This is a genomic window from Mumia quercus (genome assembly GCF_025506335.1).
GTDB lineage: Bacteria > Actinomycetota > Actinomycetes > Propionibacteriales > Nocardioidaceae > Mumia > Mumia quercus.
Genome location: NZ_JANZYO010000002.1, coordinates 636,093 through 654,271 on the forward strand (window position 1 = coordinate 636,093; position 18,179 = coordinate 654,271).

At 70.3% G+C, this 18,179-nt stretch carries 19 protein-coding genes, 1 rRNA gene and 1 other RNA gene; 7 read left to right on the plus strand and 14 right to left on the minus strand.

Features of this window, described 5'->3' with window-relative positions; genetic code table 11:
* Positions 1–23: 23 nt before the first annotated feature.
* Positions 24–1,241 (plus strand): glycoside hydrolase family 3 N-terminal domain-containing protein, encoded by a 1,218-nt coding sequence (locus NYZ95_RS06495; RefSeq protein WP_262849902.1) that lies wholly within the window; start codon positions 24–26, stop codon positions 1,239–1,241.
* Between the two features lie 6 nt (positions 1,242–1,247).
* Here NYZ95_RS06495 and poxB read toward each other — a convergent pair whose 3' ends face one another.
* On the minus strand, positions 1,248–2,981 hold the full coding sequence (poxB, locus tag NYZ95_RS06500) for a ubiquinone-dependent pyruvate dehydrogenase (protein ID WP_262849904.1): 1,734 nt from the start codon (positions 2,979–2,981) through the stop codon (positions 1,248–1,250).
* 110 nt (positions 2,982–3,091) lie between these two features.
* On the opposite strand from poxB, the gene NYZ95_RS06505 reads away from it, so the two are divergent.
* Entirely contained in the window at positions 3,092–3,418 is a 327-nt protein-coding gene (locus NYZ95_RS06505) for a TraR/DksA C4-type zinc finger protein (RefSeq protein ID WP_262849906.1), read from the plus strand.
* A 22-nt stretch (positions 3,419–3,440) separates the two neighbouring features.
* On the opposite strand, the gene NYZ95_RS06510 is transcribed toward NYZ95_RS06505, so the two are convergent.
* Positions 3,441–3,701, minus strand: coding sequence for a DoxX-related protein (locus tag NYZ95_RS06510; RefSeq protein WP_262849908.1), 261 nt, complete (start codon positions 3,699–3,701; stop codon positions 3,441–3,443).
* Between the two features lie 130 nt (positions 3,702–3,831).
* Between NYZ95_RS06510 and NYZ95_RS06515 the strand changes: the two genes are divergently transcribed.
* A complete protein-coding gene (locus NYZ95_RS06515; protein WP_262849910.1) occupies positions 3,832–4,098 on the plus strand; it encodes a hypothetical protein in 267 nt (88 codons plus the stop codon).
* 18 nt (positions 4,099–4,116) lie between these two features.
* Here the strand turns inward: NYZ95_RS06515 and NYZ95_RS06520 are convergent, their stop codons facing one another.
* Positions 4,117–5,001 carry a MerR family transcriptional regulator gene (locus NYZ95_RS06520; protein WP_262849912.1) on the minus strand — a complete coding sequence of 295 codons (885 nt, stop codon included), beginning with the start codon at positions 4,999–5,001 and terminating at the stop codon, positions 4,117–4,119.
* 222 nt (positions 5,002–5,223) lie between these two features.
* Here NYZ95_RS06520 and NYZ95_RS06525 point away from each other — a divergent pair, with 222 nt between their 5' ends.
* The 3 genes from NYZ95_RS06525 (at position 5,224) to NYZ95_RS06535 (ending at position 6,970) form a co-directional block, all read left to right on the plus strand.
* Positions 5,224–5,424, plus strand: coding sequence for a hypothetical protein (locus tag NYZ95_RS06525; RefSeq protein WP_262849913.1), 201 nt, complete (start codon positions 5,224–5,226; stop codon positions 5,422–5,424).
* A gap of 191 nt (positions 5,425–5,615) precedes the next feature.
* Positions 5,616–6,146 (plus strand): RNA polymerase sigma factor, encoded by a 531-nt coding sequence (locus NYZ95_RS06530; protein ID WP_262849915.1) that lies wholly within the window; start codon positions 5,616–5,618, stop codon positions 6,144–6,146.
* Positions 6,143–6,970, plus strand: a complete 828-nt coding sequence (locus NYZ95_RS06535) for a hypothetical protein (RefSeq protein WP_262849917.1) — start codon at positions 6,143–6,145, stop codon at positions 6,968–6,970. Before NYZ95_RS06530 ends, NYZ95_RS06535 begins: the two co-directional genes overlap by 4 nt.
* A gap of 36 nt (positions 6,971–7,006) precedes the next feature.
* Here the strand turns inward: NYZ95_RS06535 and NYZ95_RS06540 are convergent, their stop codons facing one another.
* The 4 genes from NYZ95_RS06540 to smpB all read right to left on the minus strand — a co-directional run bounded on the left by NYZ95_RS06540 (position 7,007) and on the right by smpB (position 9,341).
* Positions 7,007–7,429, minus strand: a complete 423-nt coding sequence (locus tag NYZ95_RS06540) for a GNAT family N-acetyltransferase (RefSeq protein WP_262849919.1) — start codon at positions 7,427–7,429, stop codon at positions 7,007–7,009.
* 127 nt (positions 7,430–7,556) lie between these two features.
* Positions 7,557–7,928: a transfer-messenger RNA gene (ssrA, locus tag NYZ95_RS06545) on the minus strand.
* 61 nt (positions 7,929–7,989) lie between these two features.
* Positions 7,990–8,865 carry an amidohydrolase family protein gene (locus NYZ95_RS06550; RefSeq protein ID WP_262849921.1) on the minus strand — a complete coding sequence of 292 codons (876 nt, stop codon included), beginning with the start codon at positions 8,863–8,865 and terminating at the stop codon, positions 7,990–7,992.
* Positions 8,862–9,341, minus strand: coding sequence for an SsrA-binding protein SmpB (gene smpB / locus NYZ95_RS06555; protein WP_262849923.1), 480 nt, complete (start codon positions 9,339–9,341; stop codon positions 8,862–8,864). The genes NYZ95_RS06550 and smpB overlap by 4 nt, the downstream gene beginning before the upstream one ends.
* Before the next feature lie 58 nt (positions 9,342–9,399).
* On the opposite strand from smpB, the gene NYZ95_RS06560 reads away from it, so the two are divergent.
* A complete protein-coding gene (locus NYZ95_RS06560) occupies positions 9,400–10,806 on the plus strand; it encodes an MFS transporter (protein WP_262849925.1) in 1,407 nt (468 codons plus the stop codon).
* Here the strand turns inward: NYZ95_RS06560 and NYZ95_RS06565 are convergent.
* The 7 genes from NYZ95_RS06565 to rrf all read right to left on the minus strand — a co-directional run bounded on the left by NYZ95_RS06565 (position 10,803) and on the right by rrf (position 18,171).
* Positions 10,803–12,146, minus strand: a complete 1,344-nt coding sequence (locus NYZ95_RS06565; protein WP_262849927.1) for a M23 family metallopeptidase — start codon at positions 12,144–12,146, stop codon at positions 10,803–10,805. The genes NYZ95_RS06560 and NYZ95_RS06565 overlap by 4 nt on opposite strands.
* A gap of 123 nt (positions 12,147–12,269) precedes the next feature.
* The gene (gene ftsX / locus NYZ95_RS06570) at positions 12,270–13,190 is read right to left on the minus strand and encodes a permease-like cell division protein FtsX (RefSeq protein WP_262849929.1); all 921 of its coding nucleotides are present in this window, start codon (positions 13,188–13,190) and stop codon (positions 12,270–12,272) included.
* 9 nt (positions 13,191–13,199) lie between these two features.
* Entirely contained in the window at positions 13,200–13,889 is a 690-nt protein-coding gene (gene ftsE / locus NYZ95_RS06575) for a cell division ATP-binding protein FtsE (RefSeq protein WP_262849931.1), read from the minus strand.
* A 19-nt stretch (positions 13,890–13,908) separates the two neighbouring features.
* Positions 13,909–15,024: a peptide chain release factor 2 gene (prfB, locus tag NYZ95_RS06580; protein ID WP_262849933.1), complete on the minus strand. Its 1,116-nt coding sequence runs from the start codon at positions 15,022–15,024 to the stop codon at positions 13,909–13,911.
* Positions 15,025–15,094: 70 nt separating this feature from the next.
* Positions 15,095–16,855 carry a sulfatase-like hydrolase/transferase gene (locus NYZ95_RS06585; protein WP_262849935.1) on the minus strand — a complete coding sequence of 587 codons (1,761 nt, stop codon included), beginning with the start codon at positions 16,853–16,855 and terminating at the stop codon, positions 15,095–15,097.
* A 97-nt stretch (positions 16,856–16,952) separates the two neighbouring features.
* Positions 16,953–17,912: a tetratricopeptide repeat protein gene (locus NYZ95_RS06590; protein ID WP_262849937.1), complete on the minus strand. Its 960-nt coding sequence runs from the start codon at positions 17,910–17,912 to the stop codon at positions 16,953–16,955.
* Positions 17,913–18,054: 142 nt separating this feature from the next.
* Positions 18,055–18,171 (minus strand): 5S ribosomal RNA (gene rrf / locus NYZ95_RS06595).
* Positions 18,172–18,179 lie beyond the last annotated feature (8 nt).

The following is an 18,179-nucleotide window of genomic DNA, read 5'->3' on the forward strand; positions in this document are numbered from 1 at the left end:
CGTGCCCACTACCCTGGACCCCGATGATCCGATCCCCCCTCTCCCGCCGGATCGCCGTGAGCGCGTCCATGGTCGTCGTCCTCGCCGGCTGCTCCGACGCCTCCCGGGGCCCGGCGTCGTCCGCTGACCGCACCGCCGAGGCGACCCCTTCGCGCGCCACGGAGGCCGCCACTTCCCCGGCACCGGCCACGTCCCCGCCGACCACCGACGCCGCCGACCTGGGCACGCTGTCGTTGCCCGTCCTGGTCGGCCAGGTCTTCATGACGGCGACCGAGCCCGACGCCGTCGGCAGCGACACGGTGGCCGCCCTCACCCGCCACCACGTGGGCAACGTGATGCTGCGGGGTCGCGGCACCACGGGGGTCGAGGCGACCGCCGACACCGTCCGTACGCTGCGCCGTGCTGAGGGCCCGGCAACCGGAGGCCTCCCTCTCCTGGTCGCCACCGACCAGGAGGGCGGGCTGGTCCAGGTCCTGCGCGGTCGCGGCTTCAGCGACATCCCTCGTACGACGACCCAGGGCAGCTGGTCAGCGACGACGCTGACCCAGCGGGCGACCGCGTGGGGACGCGAACTGCGTGCCGCCGGCGTCGACCTCAACCTGGCCCCGGTCCTCGACACCGTGCCGAGCCCGGCCTTCGCCGACCGCAACGCACCGATCGGCTACTTCGACCGCCAGTTCGGGTTCTCCCCGGCGAAGGTCACCTCGCACGGGCTCGCGTTCCTCGCCGGCATGGAGGCGGCCGGCGTCATCGGGACCGTCAAGCACTTCCCCGGACTCGGACGGGTGACGGCCAACACCGACACGACGAGCGGGGTGCGCGACACCGAGACGACCGCGACGGACCCGTACCTGGAGCCGTTCCGCGCGGCGATCGCCGCAGACGCGAAGGTCGTCATGATGTCCACCGCCTACTACGACAAGATCGATCCGCGTGAGTCCGCCGCGTTCTCGCGCCCGGTCGTCACCGGGCTCCTGCGCGAGCGGTTGGGCTTCGACGGCGTCGTCATCTCCGACGACCTGTCGGCAGCACGCCAGGTGACGGACCGCCCGCCGGCGCGTCGTGCGCTCGACTTCCTCCGGGCGGGTGGCGACCTGGTGCTCGCGATCGATCCTGGCCACATGGCCGAGATGACCGACGCGGTGGTCGCCGAGGCGGAGAAGGACTCCGCGTTCCGCACCCGCGTCGAGGAGGCGGCCGGACGCGTCGTCGCCCTCAAGCGGGAGCACGCGTCCCGCTGAGTCCGCTCAGCGGTCGCGGAACCTCCGGAAGACGTTCGTCTTCGCCAGCTCCACGACTTCGTCGCCCCGACCGTTGAGGACGGTCCGCAGGGCGTACAGGGTGAACCCCTTCGCCTGTGCGGCCGTCACGCTCGGTGGGATCGACAGCTCCTGCCGCGCGACCATCACCTCGACGAGTGCCGGCCCCGGCGCCTCCAGCGCCTCGGAGATCGCGTGCGGGAGCCGGTCGGGCTGTTCGACGCGCTCACCGTGCATCCCCATCGCGCGCGCGACCGCCGCGAAGCTGGGGTTCACCAGCTCGGTGCCGAAGTTGACGATCCCCGCGGCCTTCATCTCCAGCTCGACGAAGGCGAGGGAGGTGTTGTTGAAGACGACGAGCTTCACCGGCAGCTGCTGCTGGACGAGCGTGATCATGTCGCCGAGCAGCATCGAGAGCCCGCCGTCTCCGCAGAGCGCGACGACTTGGCGGTCGGGGTACGCGACCTGCGCACCGATCGCGTGCCCGAGGGCGTTCGCCATCGTGCCGTGGGTGAAGGACCCGACCAGGGAGCGTCGCCCGTTCATCTCGACGTAGCGGGCGGTCCAGATCACAGGCGTGCCGACGTCGCAGGTGAAGACGGCGTCCTCGCCGGCCAGGTCGGAGACCGTCTTCGCCACGTACTGCGGGTGGAGCGGGCCCGCCTTGCCCGGCGCAGCGAGCTCGTCCAGCTCGCGCCGCGTCTTGGCGTAGTGGCCGACCATCTTCTGCAGGTGCGCGTCGTCGGAGCGCGGGTTGAGGAGCGGGGTGAGCGCCCGCAGGGTCTCGCGTACGTCCCCCACCAGGCCCAGGTCGACCGGAGTGCGGCGCCCCAGCTGCGACCCCCGCACGTCGACCTGCACCACCGTCGCGTGATCGGGATAGAACTGCGGGTAGGGGAAGTCGCTGCCGAGCACCAGCAGCGCGTCGCACGCCTCCATCGCGCGGTAGCCCGACGAGAAGCCGAGGAGCCCGGTCATCCCGACGTCGTACGGATTGTCGTACTCGACGTACTCCTTGCCGCGCATCGCGTGCACGATCGGAGCCTTCAGCGCCTCGGCGACGCCGACCAGCTCGTCGTGAGCGCCGGCACACCCGGCGCCGGCGAGGATCGTCACCCGCTCCGCGCCGTCGAGGATCGCCGCCGCCCGCAGGAGGTCGGTGTTGGCGGGGACGACGAGCGCCCGCGTCGACTCGATGCGCTTCGGGGGACGCCGCCCGGCGGCCTCGGCCTGCATGACGTCCCCGGGGACCACCACGACGGCGACGCCGCGCTCGGAGATCGCCGACCGCATCGCGACCTCGAGGATCCGGGGAAGCTGCTCGGGGATGCTCGCCATCTCGCAGTACACCGAGCACTCGCGGAAGAGCTCCTGCGGATGCGTCTCCTGGAAGTAGCCGCTGCCGATCTCGACGCTCGGGATGTGCGAGGCGATCGCGACGACCGGCACCCGGCTGCGCTGCGCGTCGTACAGGCCGTTGATGAGATGCAGGTTGCCCGGTCCGCAGCTCGCCGCGACGACCGCGAGCTCGCCGGTCAGGTGCGCGTCGGCCGCGGCGGCGAGGGCGGCCACCTCCTCGTGCCGGACGTGGACCCAGTCGAGAGTCCCGTCCCTGCGCAGCGCGTCGGTGAAGGCGTTGAGCGAGTCGCCCGGAAGCCCGTACACGCGCCTCACGCCGGCTGACTTGAGGGTCTCGATCATGACGTCCGCTGTGCTCGGCATCGCTCGCTCCCTGGTCAGGCGCCTCGTCTTCCCGGCCCATCGTGACCCGGTACGCCCGGTTCCGCCGGTCGAGACGGAATAGCACTGCGCGGGCGCGCGCTGATCTCGCCGTGGACACCGCTCCGATCTCCGCGCGCCTGGCCAGGGTCGACGACCAGCTGGCTGCGCTTCGGCGTGACCACGCGGCCATCGTCGCCGCGGCGGAGTCCTCGAACGCCGACGACGAGCATGATCCCGAGGGCGCGACGATCGCCTGGGAGCGCGAGCAGGTCGCGGCGTTGATCGCCCGGCTGGAGCGTGAGCGCGAGCAGCTCGTCGCCGCAGTCGAACGCGCCGCTGACGGAACCTATGGCGTGTGCGAGCGTTGCGGACGCAAGATCCCCGCAGAGCGGCTTGCCGTACGACCTGCCGCGCGCACCTGTGTCGGGTGCGGCTGACGGCAGGTCGTACGGGCCGGGGTCAGCGGCTCTTGTTGGCCGCGATGCGGCTGCCGAGGAATCCGGCGTACGCGAGGAGGCCGACCGTCGCGAGCTTGCGGGTACGGCGCGACAGCAGACCCAGACCGATCGCCACCTCGGTCGCACCGTTGCGCTTGATCCACGCGGCGGTGTCCTGCGGGAACGCCGCTGCGGAGATCGGCTCGAACGTCTTCGGCGTGACGAAGTGGGCGGCTCCGGTCGCAGCGATTGCGGTGCCGGTGAGGGCGGCGAGCTTGGCCATGTGTCCTCCATTGTGTCGTGGCTCACCGTGACAGTACCGATGGCGCATCAGGCGGACAAGGCTGGGGCCTACCGCCTGTTCGCCGTACGCTGGGGGTCGGACCGAACGCGGATGCTGAGGAGAGCGCGCCATGGGGATGTTCCGGAGCAAGGGCGGCTCGGAAGAGGCTGCGAGCATCACCTCCGGCCAGCCGTACGAGCCTGACCTCACCGCCGTGACGGAGGTCGTCACGTCCCCCTCGTTCGGTATCACCTGGCAGATCGACCCGACCGCGCCGCGATCGGTCGCGCCGGAGGACTCGCAGGAAGCCGGGGTGACCGCCGACACCGAGGAGTTGCCCAGCGACGAGGTCGCCGAGTCCCTGCGCGCCTGGCTGCGCGAGCGCACGCAGCGCTGAGGGGCCGCCGCCGAACCCTCAGCGCGTGCCGACGAGCTCGCCGATGCGGGCTACTGCGTCGCTGAGGTCTGTCGTCCGTTCCACCGGCACGTCGTCGATCGACGAGAGGTCCAGCTTCGACCAGCCCGGCCCCCCGAGCAGGACCAGCGCGGGTCGGTGACCCTCGACCTCGAGCGTGTCCAGCACGCCGAGGTCGGGCCGGCGCATCGACGCCCAGACGAAGACGACGTCGGGGCGACTCCAGCCAATCTCGTCGGCCAGGGTGCGCGACGGCACGCGGGCACCGAACGAGTGGCACCCGATCCCCGCCTCGGCCAGCGCGGCCTCGAGCGCCAGCAGCGGCAGCCCGTGCTGCTCCTCCTCGGCGTTCGACAGCACCACCCGGGACGGCTCGGATCCGGGGATCCTCCGAGAGGCGCGGACGGCGGCCATACGCAGCGAGGTCGAGATCATCTCGGACGTCAGGTGTTCTCCGGCGATGCCGAAGGACGCCTCGCGCCACCGCTCCCCCACGGACTGCAGGAGCGGGACCAGCACCTCGTCCCACGCGCGGACGACCCCGCGCTGGACGATCACCCGGTCGACGTGCCGGCGCACGGTGACGCCGTCTCGGCGTGCGGCTGCCGCGAGCAGCACAGACACGAGGTCGCCGCTGATGTGCTCGACGGCGCGCCCGACTCCGGCGGGCGACACGTCCGGGTCGCTGCGGATCGCCGCGACGGCGGCGTGCACCGGCATGCCGTCCGCGACGAGGCGCGCCACGACGGCGAGCCTGCCGATGTCGGCCTCCGAGTAACGCCGATGGCCGCCCGCGCTACGCCCTGAAGGCACCAACCCGTACCGGCGCTCCCATGTCCTCAGCGTCGCGGACGGCACGCCGAGTCGTGCGGCGACGTCCCGCACGCTCAGACCTTCCAATGGCGTCATCGAGCCCCCTTCTCTTTCGCCAGCCCCTCCACCATATGCGGTCACAGTTCGCATGCATGAACAACTTCATGTCTGGGTACGTATCTCGTCGCCGAACACGAGTCACGGCAGACCGGACGCAAAACCGCTTCATCAATTTTGAAGATGAACAAGTTTTCGTGCTACGTTTCTGCCCCCCGAACGATGAGGAGCAAGCACGTGATCACGACGGAGCGACCCGAAATCGGCACGAGCACGGGGATCGCCCACCCGCCGGCCCTCACCCGCAGCATGCTGCGAGGCCGCGTCGCGCTGGACCGGCTCATCTCCCTCGCGGAGCCGCGCCCTCAGCGCGCGTGCCGCGAGAGCACGGCGCGCCGCCGCAACGCCGAGGACACGCTGAGCCCGATGCTGACCTGAGCCCCGGCTCTCCGCAAGCTGCCGGCGTCTCGCGCTACGTCGTCTACAGGGGCGACGACGTCGTACGAGGACTGACAGCTCGCACACGGGAACCGCGCGGCCCCCGACCACAAGGTCGGGGGCCGCGTCATGTCTGCACCTCTCGTGCGGCATGCTCGTTGCACCGGGACGACTTCCGGACATAGAGGGGCATGAGACGCTCGAGATCGGCGGCCGAGGAACACTTTCGTTCCCTGTACGCCGACCACTACGACCAGGTCGTCCGCTTCGTACGACGACGCACCGACCCCGCGACCGCCGACGACGTCGTCGCCGAGACCTTCCTCGTCGCGTGGCGCCGGCTCGATGACGTCCCGAGCCGAGCAGGCGAGGTGCTGCCGTGGCTGTACGGGGTGGCGCGTCATTGCCTGCTCAATGCGACTCGGGGCGACACTCGCCAACGCGCCCTCGCCGTACGGGTGGCCAGCGTCGCACCGCGGCACGACCCCGCGCACGCGGCGAGCGTCGAGGATCGCCTCGACATGGTGCAAGCCTGGCAGCGCCTGACGCCTGAGGAGCAGGAGGTCCTGGCCCTCTCGGCATGGGAGGACCTGACCTCGCCTTACGCCGGCAAGGTCCTGGGCATCTCCGCCGCGGCCTACCGCGTCAGGTTGTCCCGCGCTCGACGCGCCCTCGCACGCCACCTCGACCACTCCCCCTCCTCGCAGGAGACCCTCGCATGACTGACGACCTCGCCCTGGACGAGCGCCTGCGCGCGCTGGATGCCGCCCCCGCCGACGACCCGATCGACCGCAACCACCAGAAACAGCTCCTGGAGTCGCTGCTGTCCGACGAGGACCGACGCCCGCTCCGACGACTCGCCTGGATCGGTGCGGCTGCTGCGACGGTCGCAGCAGCAGCCGTTGTCGTCCCCGCCACCACGGGCGGACAGCCCGCCTTCGCCGACTGGACCTCCGAGTCGAGCGCCGTCGCACCCGCCGACGCCGAGGCGTTGCGCACCGCCTGTCTCGATCAGGTCGGCGCCACCGTGGGTGGCGACGGCGCTCCCGAGATGGCGAGCAGCGACCCGGCGACCCGGCTGGCCGACCGGCGCGGCGACTGGGTCTCCGTCCTGCTGACCAGCACCCGGACCGACCGGTACCAGTTCACCGTGGCCTGTCTCGGCAGACTCCCCGGCGGATCTACCAGCGACCCGAAGGACGTGACTCACGTCGTCTCCGGCGGAGGCGGGTTCGGAGCGCCGGATGGGCATGAGCTGGTCGAGGGCGCGATGGCGGAGTTCACCGTCGGCGGCGGATTCCTCGGGCTCGGTCACAGCGAACGCGCGGCGACGACCCACGGCGAGGTCGGCCCCGAGGTCGCCGCGGTGACCCTCCACGCCGGTGGGCAGGTCGTCGAGGCGTCCGTGGAGGACGGGACGTACGCCGCGTGGTGGCCCGGGCCTCTCTTCGCATCGTCCGAGGCGGAGGCGAGCGTGCGCTACGACGTCACCCTTCGCGACGGCACGGTGCTGTACGACGTCGACCCGGTGCACCCGCCTGCATGAGCGGTCGCGCTGCACGGTCGCTGGGGCCGTCCTCGGTCAGAGGTCCTTGCGCAGATGTACGTCGTCGCGCCCGGGCGTGGGGACGGACTCCCAGCGGAAGGTCTCCTTGTATCCGTGACGCTCGTAGAAGTCGGGGGCCTGGAAGGTGAACGAGGTGACGAAGACGTGCGTGCATCCCCGACGCTCCGCCTCCTCTTCGAAGGCGGAGAGAAGAGCCGAGCCGTGGCCGCTGCCACGGTGCTCGGGATGGACCCAGGTCATGCCGATCCCGGCGGACTGACCCCACGTCCATCCCGAGAGACCGGCAAGCAGCTCGCCACCCTCCTCGATGCGGACGGTGAGCTCTCGCGCGGGCTCCACCTCGGGTGTCGCAGCGGCGTTGTACGCGTCCAGCTCGTCGCTGAGCCGTTGGTCGAGCGCGCTGTCGGCGGCACCGACGACTGGTGTGGGGTGGGTCATAAGCGGGAGGGTGTCATGCCGCCGGGTCACGCGGAGCAAGACCCACGCGCACGGCAGTGCCCTCGGCCGTCGGCCGAGGGCACTGCTAAACATTGCCAAAGTGACCCCGCGCTGCGCGAGGGCCTCGTGGTGGAGCTGGCGGGAATCGAACCCGCGTCCTCCAGCGCAGAGGTAGGACTTCTCCGAGCGCAGTCTGTTGTGTCGTTTTCTCAGCCCCGACGCTCGAACAGACACGTCGTCGACGGGCTCAGTCGCTGTAGATGTCCCCTGTCAGTCCCGCGACCGGACTCACAGAGCAAGCCTCCTAGCTGAGGCCGGTGACTGGGACGGAGGCGTTCCCAGGCCGACCCTCCGCTTAGCTCGCCTCAGGCGGCGAGGGCGAAGTCAGTGCGCTGATTCTTGGCACTTATTGGTTTCCAAGGAACGTTTACGAGATGACCTTGGATTCTCGGCTCGCTTCTCCTACGTCGTACGACCGAAGTCGAAACCGATCAGCCCCGCTGTGTAGTTGTGCTTGAAGGGTACCTGGTCCAACCAGCCCGAGACGAGCGGTATTCCGCCTAGCCGTCGAACAGTGTCAGCCCGTTGTGCCACAGGACGTCGCGCAGCCACTCGTCGCCGAGATCGAGCCGTACGAGGGACTCGACTTGGTGCGCGTACGAGTACGGGATGTTGGGGTAGTCCGAGCCCAGAAGCACGCGCGGTTGCAGGTCGCGCAGGCGCGGGAGGAGGTCGCGCGGGTACGGGGCGGTCTCCTCGGTGAAGTCCGTGAACACCATCGTCGTGTCGAGCCGCACGTACGGGTAGCGCTCGGCCATGTCGAGGAAGTCCTCGTACTCGGGGATCCCCATGTGCGCGACGATCATCGGCAGCCGCGGGAAGGCGGCCATCACCTTGCCGATCAGTTCGGGACCCGTGTACGTCCCTGGGGCCGGCCCCGAGCCCGCGTGGACGACGACCGGGGTCTGGGAGTCGCTCAGCGCACCCCACACCTCGTCCAGCAGGGGATCGGTGGGATCGAAGTCACCCACCTGGACGTGGGTCTTGAAGACGTCGACGCCGGCCTCGATCCGGGCGCGGACGTACGAGGCCGCCTCCGGCTCCGGATAGAACGTCGCGGACCTCAGCGCGTTGCCGTGGGTAGCGGCGAAGTCGGCCGCCCACGTGTTGAGGTACTCCGCCATCCCCGGCTTGTGGGCGTACGGCAGCGCGGAGTAGCGCAGGACGCCGATCGTCCCGAGGTAGTCGGCGCGCTCCTCGACGGGCCAGCGGTAGCGGATCGGCCAGGGCCTGCCCGTCAACGGACCCACGGCGTCGAAGTAGCCCCACACCTTGTCCATGACGCGCGGCGGGAGGAAGTGGACGTGGGTGTCGAAGAGTCCGGGGATGCCCAGCTCCGCGGCGAGCGCCGGGAGGTCGGCGTCGTCCAGGCTCATCCGGTCATGCCCTTGATCTTGCGCCCCACCTCAGCCTGCACGTCGCGCGTCGCCTGACGCTCGGCGATCGCCTGGCGCTTGTCCCAGGACTTCTTGCCTCGCGCCACCGCGATCTCGATCTTCGCGCGCCCGGACACGAAGTAGAGCGAGAGCGGCACGAGGGTGACACCCGGCGTCGAGACGGCTTTCTCGATCTTGGCGATCTCGCGGCGGTGCAGCAGCAGCTTGCGCTTGCGGCGGGCCGTGTGGTTGGTCCACGTGCCCTGCGCGTACTCGGGGATGTGCACCCCGTGCAGCCAGGCCTCGCCGCCCTCGATGTCGGCCCACCCGTCGGTGAGGTTCGCGCGCCCCTCGCGCAGCGACTTGACCTCGGTACCGGTGAGCACCAGACCCGCCTCGTACGTGTCGTCGATGTGGTAGTCGTGACGCGCCTTGCGGTTCTGGGCGATCAGCTTCTTCCCGGTCTCCTTGGCCATTCCTCCATTGTCCCTTCCATGTCCAGCGCATTCACGCCCGGGCACGTACGGTCGGACCGTGGCGAAAGAGGCGCGTGACACGCGGTGGAGCGCGCTCGTCGTCTGTCTGGTCGCGGGGTTCATGACGCTGCTCGACGTGAGCATCGTCAACGTCGCGCTCCCCTCGATCCGCAGCGGCCTCGACGCGACCGACTCGCAGATCCAGGTGATCGTCGCCGGGTACTCGCTCGCCTTCGGGATCGTCCTCGTCCCGGCAGGGAGACTGGGCGACGCGCTGAGCCGCCGTACGGTCTTCTGCATCGGCCTCGTCGTCTTCACCGTCTCCAGCGCGGTCGCCGGAGCGGCCTCCGACCCGGGCTGGCTCGCCGCCGCGCGCGTCGCCCAAGGTGTGGGCGGCGGGCTCATCAACCCCCAGGTGTCGGGATTCATCCAGACGCTGTTCCGAGGCGAGGAGCGCGGACGGGCCTTCGGGCTCTTCGGCGCGATGGTCGGCATCTCCACGGCGGTCGGGCCCCTGCTCGGCGGCATCCTCGTCACCGTGGGCGGGGCCGAGCACGGCTGGCGGTACGTCTTCTTCGTCAACGTCCCGATCGGGGTCGTCGCGCTGTTCCTCGCGCTCCGGTGGCTGCCGAGGTCCGGGGAGCGCCGGCGCGAGTCCCTGGACCCAGTCGGCGTGCTGCTGTTCGGCACGGCCACGTTCCTCGTGCTCCTGCCGATGGTCGAGGGGTCGCGGGGAGAGTCCTTGTCGACCAGGCCGTGGTGGCTGCTGGGCGTCTCGGCGCTCCTGTTCGCCGCCTTCGTCCTGTGGGAGCGGGGCTGGGCGCGGTCCGGCCGCGCTCCCCTGCTCGACCTGTCGTTGATGCGGGTGCGCACGTACGTCCTGGGCATGGGCCTCGGCACGCTCTACTTCGCCGGGTTCACGTCGATCTTCCTCGTGCTGACCCTCTACCTCCAGAACGGCCTGGACTACAGCGCGTTCGAAGCCGGCCTCACCCAGATGCCGTTCGCCCTCGGCGCCGCGGCGGCTGCCGGGCTCGGCGGACGCCTGGTCGGACGGTACGGGCGGTCCCTCGTCGTCGCCGGCCTCGTCCTCGTCACCGTCGGCCTGGTCGGCATCGACCTGGCAGTCCCCCACCTCGAGAACCACGTCGGCCTGACCCTGTCGCCGCTGCTGCTCCTGGCCGGCGTCGGGGGCGGGTTCGTCATCTCGCCGAACGTGACCATCACCCTCTCGGAGGTCGACGTACGCCAGGCGGGCGTCGGCGGAGGCATGCTCCAGACCGCGCAGCGCGTCGGCAGCGCGATCGGCGTCTCGCTCGTCCTGGCGCAGTTCTTCAGCAGGCTCGCGGTCGACGGCGACTACGCGGAGGCGATGAGCCTCGCACTGCGGACGACGATCGCCTTCGTCGTCGGTGCGCTCCTCCTCGGGGTGGCCGACCTCGCCACCAGCAGACGGCGCACCTAGAGCCAGTTCATGGGGTTGGTCGTGTCACCGTCGAGCAGCACCATGAAGTGCAGGTGGCACCCGGTCGAGTAGCCCGTGCTCCCGACGTAGCCGATGACCTCGCCACGGCTGACCCGCTGACCGGGGTAGGTCGAGAATCGCGACAGATGGTTGTACGTGGTGGCGACGCTGCGCCCGCGCTTCTGACCGTGGGCGATGATGACGCGGTTGCCGTAGCCCGCGTTGTAGTAGCGGTCGATGACGCGCCCGCCTGCCGCCGCCCGCACGGGCGTGCCGCACCCGACGCCGAAGTCGGTGCCGTCGTGGAGCTTCCACACGTGCAGCACGGGGTGGAAGCGCATGCCGTACGAGGAGGTGATGGGGCCGGACACCGGGTACGACAGCGCGCTCCCGCTGTCGCCGCCACCGTTGCTGCCGCTGCCACCGCCACCGTTGCCGCCTCCGCCACCGCCCTTGGACGAGCTGGCGGAGCTCTTGTTCTTGGCCGCCTCCCGCTGCTTGCGCTCGCGTTCACGCTGGGCTGCCAGCCGCTCCTGCGCCGCGATCGCCTTCAGCTTGCTCGAGATCCGGCCGCGCTCGGACTCCAGCGCAGCCAGCTCGGAGGCGTCGGCCTGGCGCGCAGACGCGGCCGTCTTCTGCGCGGACGCGCTGGCCGCGACGAGCTCGGTGACTTTCGCGGCCTGCTCGCGCGCGGCCTGCTCGAGACGCTTCTGCTCCGCGAGGTTGTCCGCGGCCTCCTTGCGCTTGACCGCGACCTCGTCACGCAGCTTCTGGACCTTCTTGCGGTTCAGGTCCAAGATCACGCTCGTCGCCTCGAGGGTGTCGACCTTCGCGAGCCGGGCGTCGGTGACCGCCTGGTCCAGGCTGATCTGCTTCCCGTACGTCGCGGGGTCGACGCCGTTGACCAGCGCCGCGAACGCGCGCATGCTCGGCGACCCGCCCTGCAGCGACTCGACGGTCATCCGCTCGACCTCGCGAGCGGCACGGTTCTGGGTCCGACGGCCCTTCTTCGCCTGCTTCTTCGCGGTCTCGAGCGAGGCCTCCGCCTTGGTGAGCGCGGCCTGCATCGCCAGGTCGCGAGCCTGCGCGGTCGCCAGCTTCCCCTGGGTGGTCGCCAACGCCGTACGGGCCGCGGAGAGCGTCGCCTGCGCGCTCTGGAGCGCCTTGGTCGCAGCCGCCAGGCGCGCACTCGACTGGTCGAGCTGCGCGCGGGCGCCGGAGATCTCGGCCTGGACCTCCTTGCGGCGATGGTTCAGGTCACCCTTGTCGTCACCGGCACTCGGACTCGCGAGTGCCCCGGTCATCGTGACGACGACGGCGAGCGCGAGCGCGGTCCGCATGCGCCGACGCCGCGGAGAGACGCGAGAAGCCACAGGCCTGCCTCTGGTTAGGGGACGTTCCTAGGCGACGCTAACCCTCAACTTGAACAAGAGGGTGCATTTCGGCTGCTCGGCGTGCCGCCCCTAGACCTTGAGGTAGCGCCTCGTCATCACCAGGGTCGGCACGAGCGCCAGCAGCAGTGCGAGGACGCTCGTGTAGCCCATCACGGTGAACGCCTCCTGCCATCGGACCCAGGTGGTGAGGCCGGCGAGCCGGTCGCGCAGGAACCCGTACACCACGAACTGCATGAACGCGGCGAGTCCGCCGCACGCGAGGACGGCCGAGATCACCGCCGCGACCAGCGACTCGAGGATGAACGGCATCTGGATGTGCCACGACGAGGCACCGACGAGCCGCATGATGCCGATCTCGCGGCGCCGCGCGTACGCGGTCATCCGGATGGTGTTGGAGACCTGCAGCACCGCGGCCACGATCAGCAGCAGCGACGTGCCGAGCGCGGCCCAGCGCAGCTTCGACAGGACTTCGAACAGCGGGGCGAGGAGATCGCGCATGCTGACGACCCCGGCGACGCCGTCGAGTCCGCTGACCTGGCTCACGACGCCCTCGAACTGGTTGGGGTCGCGCAGGGTCACCATGTACGACGTGCCGAACGACTCCGGCCCGAGCGCCTCCAGCTGCTTGCGGCCGTCGGCGTTCTGGCCGAGGTACTCCTGCGCCTGCTCGTAGTTGCGCTCAGGGCTCCACCGCTCGAACGAGCGGACCTCGGGGTTGTCGTCGAGCGCGGCCTCGACCGTCTTCTCCTGCTCCTCCGTCGCCCGCCCACCGACGCACGTGTCCGCCGACGAGTTCTGGGTGCAGAGGTTAACCTGGATCTGAAGACGGTCGCCGTAGTACTTCTCCGTACGGTCGGCCTGGGCCTGCAGCAGCAGACCCAGCGACGCGAGCACCAGCGAGACGCTCATGGTGACGACGAGCGAGACCGTCATCGAGAAGTTGCGCCGGAGCCCCGTCGTGAGCTCGGAGAGAATGCTTCCCAGTGCCATCGGTCCTCGTCAGTCCTCGTAGCCGTACGCGCCGCGCGACTGGTCGCGCACCAGCACGCCGCCGCTGAGCTCGATCACGCGCTTGCGCATCTGGTCGACGATCCCCGCGTCGTGGGTCGCCATGATCACGGTGGTGCCCGTGCGGTTGATCCGGTCGAGCAGCTTCATGATGCCGACCGACGTCGTGGGGTCGAGGTTGCCGGTGGGCTCGTCGGCGATGAGGATCATCGGCCGGTTGACGAATGCCCGCGCCACCGCGACGCGCTGCTGCTCACCGCCGGACAGCTCGTCGGGCATCCGGTCGCCCTTGCCCTCCAGGCCGACCAGCTCGAGCGTCTCAGGGACCACACGACGGATCTCCGAGCGCGGCCGGCCGATCACCTGGAGCGCGAACGCGACGTTCTCCGAGACCGTCTTGTTGGGCAGCAGCCGGAAGTCCTGGAAGACGGTGCCCAGCTGGCGGCGCAGCTTCGGGACCTTCCAGTTGGCGAGGCGGTTGATCTCCTTGCCGGCCACGAACACACGCCCGGTCGTCGGCCGGGTCTCCCGGAGGAGCATGCGCAGGAACGTGGACTTGCCGGAGCCGGACGTCCCGACGAGGAAGACGAACTCGCCCTTCTCGATCTCGAGACTGATCTTCTCGAGCGCCGGTCTGGGCTGCCCCGGATAGGTCTTGCTGACGTTCTCGAAGCGGATCACCGTGCGAGTGTAATCAGCCCTACTTGGCGGCGGCCTCAGCGCCACGCCGCCAGCGGATCCCTGCCTCGATGAAGTCGTCGATCTCGCCGTCGAAGACCGCCTGCGGGTTGCCGGTCTCGTGCTCCGTACGGAGGTCCTTGACCATCTGGTACGGGTTCAGGACGTATGAGCGCATCTGGTCGCCCCACGAGGCCTGGACGTCGCCGCGCAGCTCGTCGAGCTGGGCGCGCTCCTCGGCCTTCTTGAGTGCGAGCAGCTTCGCCTTGAGGATGACCATGGCGCTCGCCTTGTTCTGGAGCTGGCTCTTCTCGTTCTGGCAGCTGACCACCGTGCCCGTGGGGATGTGGGTCAGGCGGACGGCGGAGTCGGTCGTGTTGACGCTCTGACCACCCGGGCCGGAGGAGCGGTAGACGTCGACGCGGATCTCGTCCTCGGGGATGTCGATCTGGTCGGTCTGCTCGAGGACCGGGACCACCTCGACGGCCGCGAACGACGTCTGGCGACGGCCCTGGTTGTCGAACGGGCTGATCCGCACCAGCCGGTGGGTGCCGGACTCCACGGACAGCGTGCCGTACGCGTAGGGCGCCTTGACCGCGAACGTCGTCGACTTGATGCCGGCCTCTTCCGCGTACGAGGTGTCGTAGACCTGGACGGCGTACTTGTGCTTCTCGGCCCACCGGACGTACATGCGCTGGAGCATCTCCGCGAAGTCGGCGGCGTCCACACCCCCGGCCCCGGAGCGGATCGTGATCAGCGCGTCGCGCTCGTCGAACTCTCCGGACAGCAGCGTCCGGACCTCGAGGCCCTCGACGGCCTTCTGCACGCGCTCGAGCTCGGCGTCCGCCTCGGAGAGGGTGTCGGCGTCGTCCTCCTCGCGGGCCAGCTCCACGAGGACCGCGAGGTCGTCGATGCGCTGGCGGAGCGTCGTCGCGCGCTCCAGCTCGGACTGCAGCGCGGAGAGCTTGCCGGTCACGGCCTGCGCGTTCGCCTGGTCGTCCCACAGGTCGGGCGCGGCCACCTGCTCCTGCAGCGTCGCGACCTCCGCACGGATCGCGTCGAGGTCGAGGACGGCCTCGATCGACGACATCGTCGTGTCGAGTGCCTTCAGAGCTGCGTCGTAGTCGCGTTGTGCCACAACGACGAGGGTACCTGTCACACCCTCGAAGACCGCCCGTGGGCGCGTCAGGGGCAGACCGCGGGGCGCTCTACCGGGTGAGCGCCGCGCACGCGGCGCCCTGGCAGTCCGGGAACGCCTCGAGCCGGCGCACGAGCGCCTGCACCGCCGGGTCGCGGGGGTTGTAGCGGTTGGTGTGCTCGTACGCTCCCGGCCGGGAGAGCCCGGTGTAGTACTCGTAGACGAACCCTGCCGGGTCGCCGCCGCGCGTGTCGTACCGCGCGAGCATCGCGTCGGCGGAGCGGATCGCGACGTACGAGGGGGTCTCCAACGAGATCGACTCGCTGTCGGGATCGTTCGGGTCGCGGTGAGGCGGCCGCGTGTGCTCGACGAACGCGTAGCGCGACCACGCCGCCCGCGGGTTGCGCAGGATCGGCAGCAGCGACCGCCCGTCGCGCAGCGGGTCGACCCTCAGCCCGGCGATCTGCTCGTACGTCGCCGCGAGGTCGATGTTCTGGACGACCTGGTAGCGCGGACCGCGGGCCACGCCCGGCCCCGCGATGACCAGCGGCACGCGGATGTCGGTGTCGTACGGGGTCGTCTTGCCGCGACCGAGGCGCTTCTGGCCCAGGTGGTAGCCGTTGTCGCTCGTGAAGACGATGTAGGTGTCCGGGCCGACGGTGCGCATGACGGTGCCGATCATGTCGTCGAGCGACTGAGCCATGCGGATGCGGTCACGGTGGAAGCGGCGCATCCGGTTGACGGCGCGCTTGTTGAGCTTGGCGGTCTGGCCGAACATCGGAGCGGGCCGGCCGTCGGCGTAGCGCGGACGCGACGCCGAGCGGTTGGCGTTGAACCCGGGCAGCTTCGCGGCGTCGATCTTGTCGCAGCGGACAGGACCGCAGTCGCCGTAGCGCTTGGCCGGGTTCTTCTTGGCCTTCTTGCCCTTGAGCGCCCGGTCGCGCAGCGCCGGCGGGAACAGCGGCTCGTCCTTGCGGACCTTCTTGGCCCCGCGGCTGTGGACCGAGGTGGGGGCGAGCTCGAGGAAGTACGGGGTGCCGCTCTTCTCGGCGCTGCGGATGAACTTCGCCGCCCGCCGGGTGAGCACGTCCGTCGAGTAGTCCGAGCCGCGCGTGCCGAACTTGCGCGACGTGACCTTGCCGGTCGAGGGGACCTTCGTCGCCAGGTTGTAGTCCCACATCCCGTACAGGTTGCTCGTGAGCCCTTCGAAGGTGCTCCAGCCTTGCGGGGCATCGCTGCCCGGCGCGCCTCTGTAGTAGTTGAGGAACTTGCCGAAGAACCCGGTGCGGTAGCCGCTCTGCGGACGCGAGATCGCGTACGCGAAGGACTTCTTGTCGTTGCCCGCCTTCACCCAGGCCGAGTGGCCCCCGATCGGGTTCGCGGGGTCCAGGCCGACGGTGTTGATGAAGACCTTGGAGTTGTGCGGGTACATCCCGGTCATCAGCGACGCGCGCGACGAGCAGCACAGCGAGTCGACGACGAAGCTGCGCTTGAAGTCGGCGCCGCGCTTGCGCAGCTTGGTGAGGTTGCGCATGTACGGAACGATCGACATGTCGAGGTCGTCGGCCAGGATCGTCACGACGTTCGGCTTGTAGCGCGACGCCCCTGCGGGGACAGCTGCGGCGACCGGGCCGGCGGCAGCGGCGGCGCCGCCCGCCTTCAGCGCGCTCGCGTCGACACCCGCGGCCACACTGCCGGCAGCACTGGTGCCGGACGGTGTGCTCGCCGAGACGGGCGCGGGCTCGTCCGTCAGCTTCACTGCGACGGCGGCCGAGGCGACCAACGTGACGGCGAGCGCCGTCACGACGGCACGGCTACCCGAGAAGCGCACGCGTAAACCTCCAGGAAGGCGACGGGAAGGCACCAGCATACGACGGGCGGTGGTCCCTCACGTGCTCCTGCGCACAGTGGGGGAAAAACCGCCCAGGTCAGGCGCTTTCGAGCGCGGCGATTCTTTCCTGGGCGTCCGTGGTGTGCTGCGGGTCCGCCGCGAGGGTGCGGTGGAACCACTCCAGAGCGTCCTGTGTCCGGCCGGCCTCTGCCAGCGCGTCGGCGTACGCGTAGCGCAGGCGCGCCAGCCACGTCGTCGGGCTGCTGTGGTGCAGCGGCTCCTGCTGCAGCAGCGCCAGCGCGGCATCGAGCTGTCCGAGGTCACGGCGTGCGCCGGCGGCGACGATCGCGGCCTCCACCCGGAGGTCGGTGTCCTCGATCTTGTCGCGGGCGTCGGCGACGACCTTGAGGGCACGCTCGGGACGGCCGAGCGCGCGCTCGGAGTCCGCGATGAGGGCGATGTGGTCGAAGCTCCCCGTCATGCGCTTCGCGGCGCGCAGCTCGGCGAGGGCGTCGGCCCAGCGTCCGGCGGCGTACGCGGTCTCCCCCGCTGCCTCGCGGATCACACCGATGCGCGGCGCCAGCTCGCGGGCGGCGCGGGCGTGCTTGTACGCGAGGTCAGGGTCCTCGTCGATGAGGATCCCGGCCGCGACGAGGTGGGACGCGACGGAGTCCGCCTTGCCCGGGGTCAGCGATGTCAGGAGACGTCGGACGCTCTTGTCGAGCTGATCGGGGTGGACGCCGTCAGGGATCGGCGGCCCCTCGACGCGACGAGGTGCCTCGCGGTCACCCTCGCGCCGAGCGCGGTCCGGACGGTCCCCTTCGCGGCGCGGGCCGCGAGGCGCGCCGTCACGAGGACCGCGCTGCTGACCGTCGCGCGCGCCGCGCGGGCCTCCGCTGCGGTCCGGGCGTCCACCGCCCTGTCCGCGGCCCTGCCCGCCCGGGCGACCCTGGCCGCCACCGGCACGACCGCCCTGGCCTCCGCGGCCGCCGCCGGTGTTACGTCCTGCGCCACCGCTACGACCCTGGCCTCCGCGGCCGGCTCCACGCTCGCTCATCAATCTGTCCTCCTGCGCTCCGTGCGCTCAAGTCTTGCGTACACACCCTGTTCCGCAAGGCTGCACACGTGAAAATGGGCTGTGGGCCGTCTCGACCACCCCGTGTGTACGGGATGGGAGACGACCCACAGCCTTAATGTTTGTCCGGCGGCGTCCTACTCTCCCACACAGTCTCCCGTGCAGTACCATCGGCGCTGAAGGGCTTAACTTCCGGGTTCGGAATGTTGCCGGGTGTTTCCCCTTCGCCATGGCCGCCGTAACCCTTTG

What these genes read in the sequence shown, in the direction of transcription:
- NYZ95_RS06495 (WP_262849902.1), top strand. Translation starts at nt 24, where the DNA reads ATGATCCGATCCCCCCTCTCCCGCCGGATCGCCGTGAGCGCGTCCATG.
- poxB (WP_262849904.1), bottom strand. Translation starts at nt 2,981, where the DNA reads ATGCCGAGCACAGCGGACGTCATGATCGAGACCCTCAAGTCAGCCGGC.
- NYZ95_RS06510 (WP_262849908.1), bottom strand. Translation starts at nt 3,701, where the DNA reads ATGGCCAAGCTCGCCGCCCTCACCGGCACCGCAATCGCTGCGACCGGA.
- NYZ95_RS06515 (WP_262849910.1), top strand. Translation starts at nt 3,832, where the DNA reads ATGGGGATGTTCCGGAGCAAGGGCGGCTCGGAAGAGGCTGCGAGCATC.
- NYZ95_RS06530 (WP_262849915.1), top strand. Translation starts at nt 5,616, where the DNA reads ATGAGACGCTCGAGATCGGCGGCCGAGGAACACTTTCGTTCCCTGTAC.
- NYZ95_RS06535 (WP_262849917.1), top strand. Translation starts at nt 6,143, where the DNA reads ATGACTGACGACCTCGCCCTGGACGAGCGCCTGCGCGCGCTGGATGCC.
- NYZ95_RS06540 (WP_262849919.1), bottom strand. Translation starts at nt 7,429, where the DNA reads ATGACCCACCCCACACCAGTCGTCGGTGCCGCCGACAGCGCGCTCGAC.
- NYZ95_RS06550 (WP_262849921.1), bottom strand. Translation starts at nt 8,865, where the DNA reads ATGAGCCTGGACGACGCCGACCTCCCGGCGCTCGCCGCGGAGCTGGGC.
- smpB (WP_262849923.1), bottom strand. Translation starts at nt 9,341, where the DNA reads ATGGCCAAGGAGACCGGGAAGAAGCTGATCGCCCAGAACCGCAAGGCG.
- NYZ95_RS06565 (WP_262849927.1), bottom strand. Translation starts at nt 12,146, where the DNA reads ATGCGGACCGCGCTCGCGCTCGCCGTCGTCGTCACGATGACCGGGGCA.
- ftsX (WP_262849929.1), bottom strand. Translation starts at nt 13,190, where the DNA reads ATGGCACTGGGAAGCATTCTCTCCGAGCTCACGACGGGGCTCCGGCGC.
- NYZ95_RS06590 (WP_262849937.1), bottom strand. Translation starts at nt 17,912, where the DNA reads ATGAGCGAGCGTGGAGCCGGCCGCGGAGGCCAGGGTCGTAGCGGTGGC.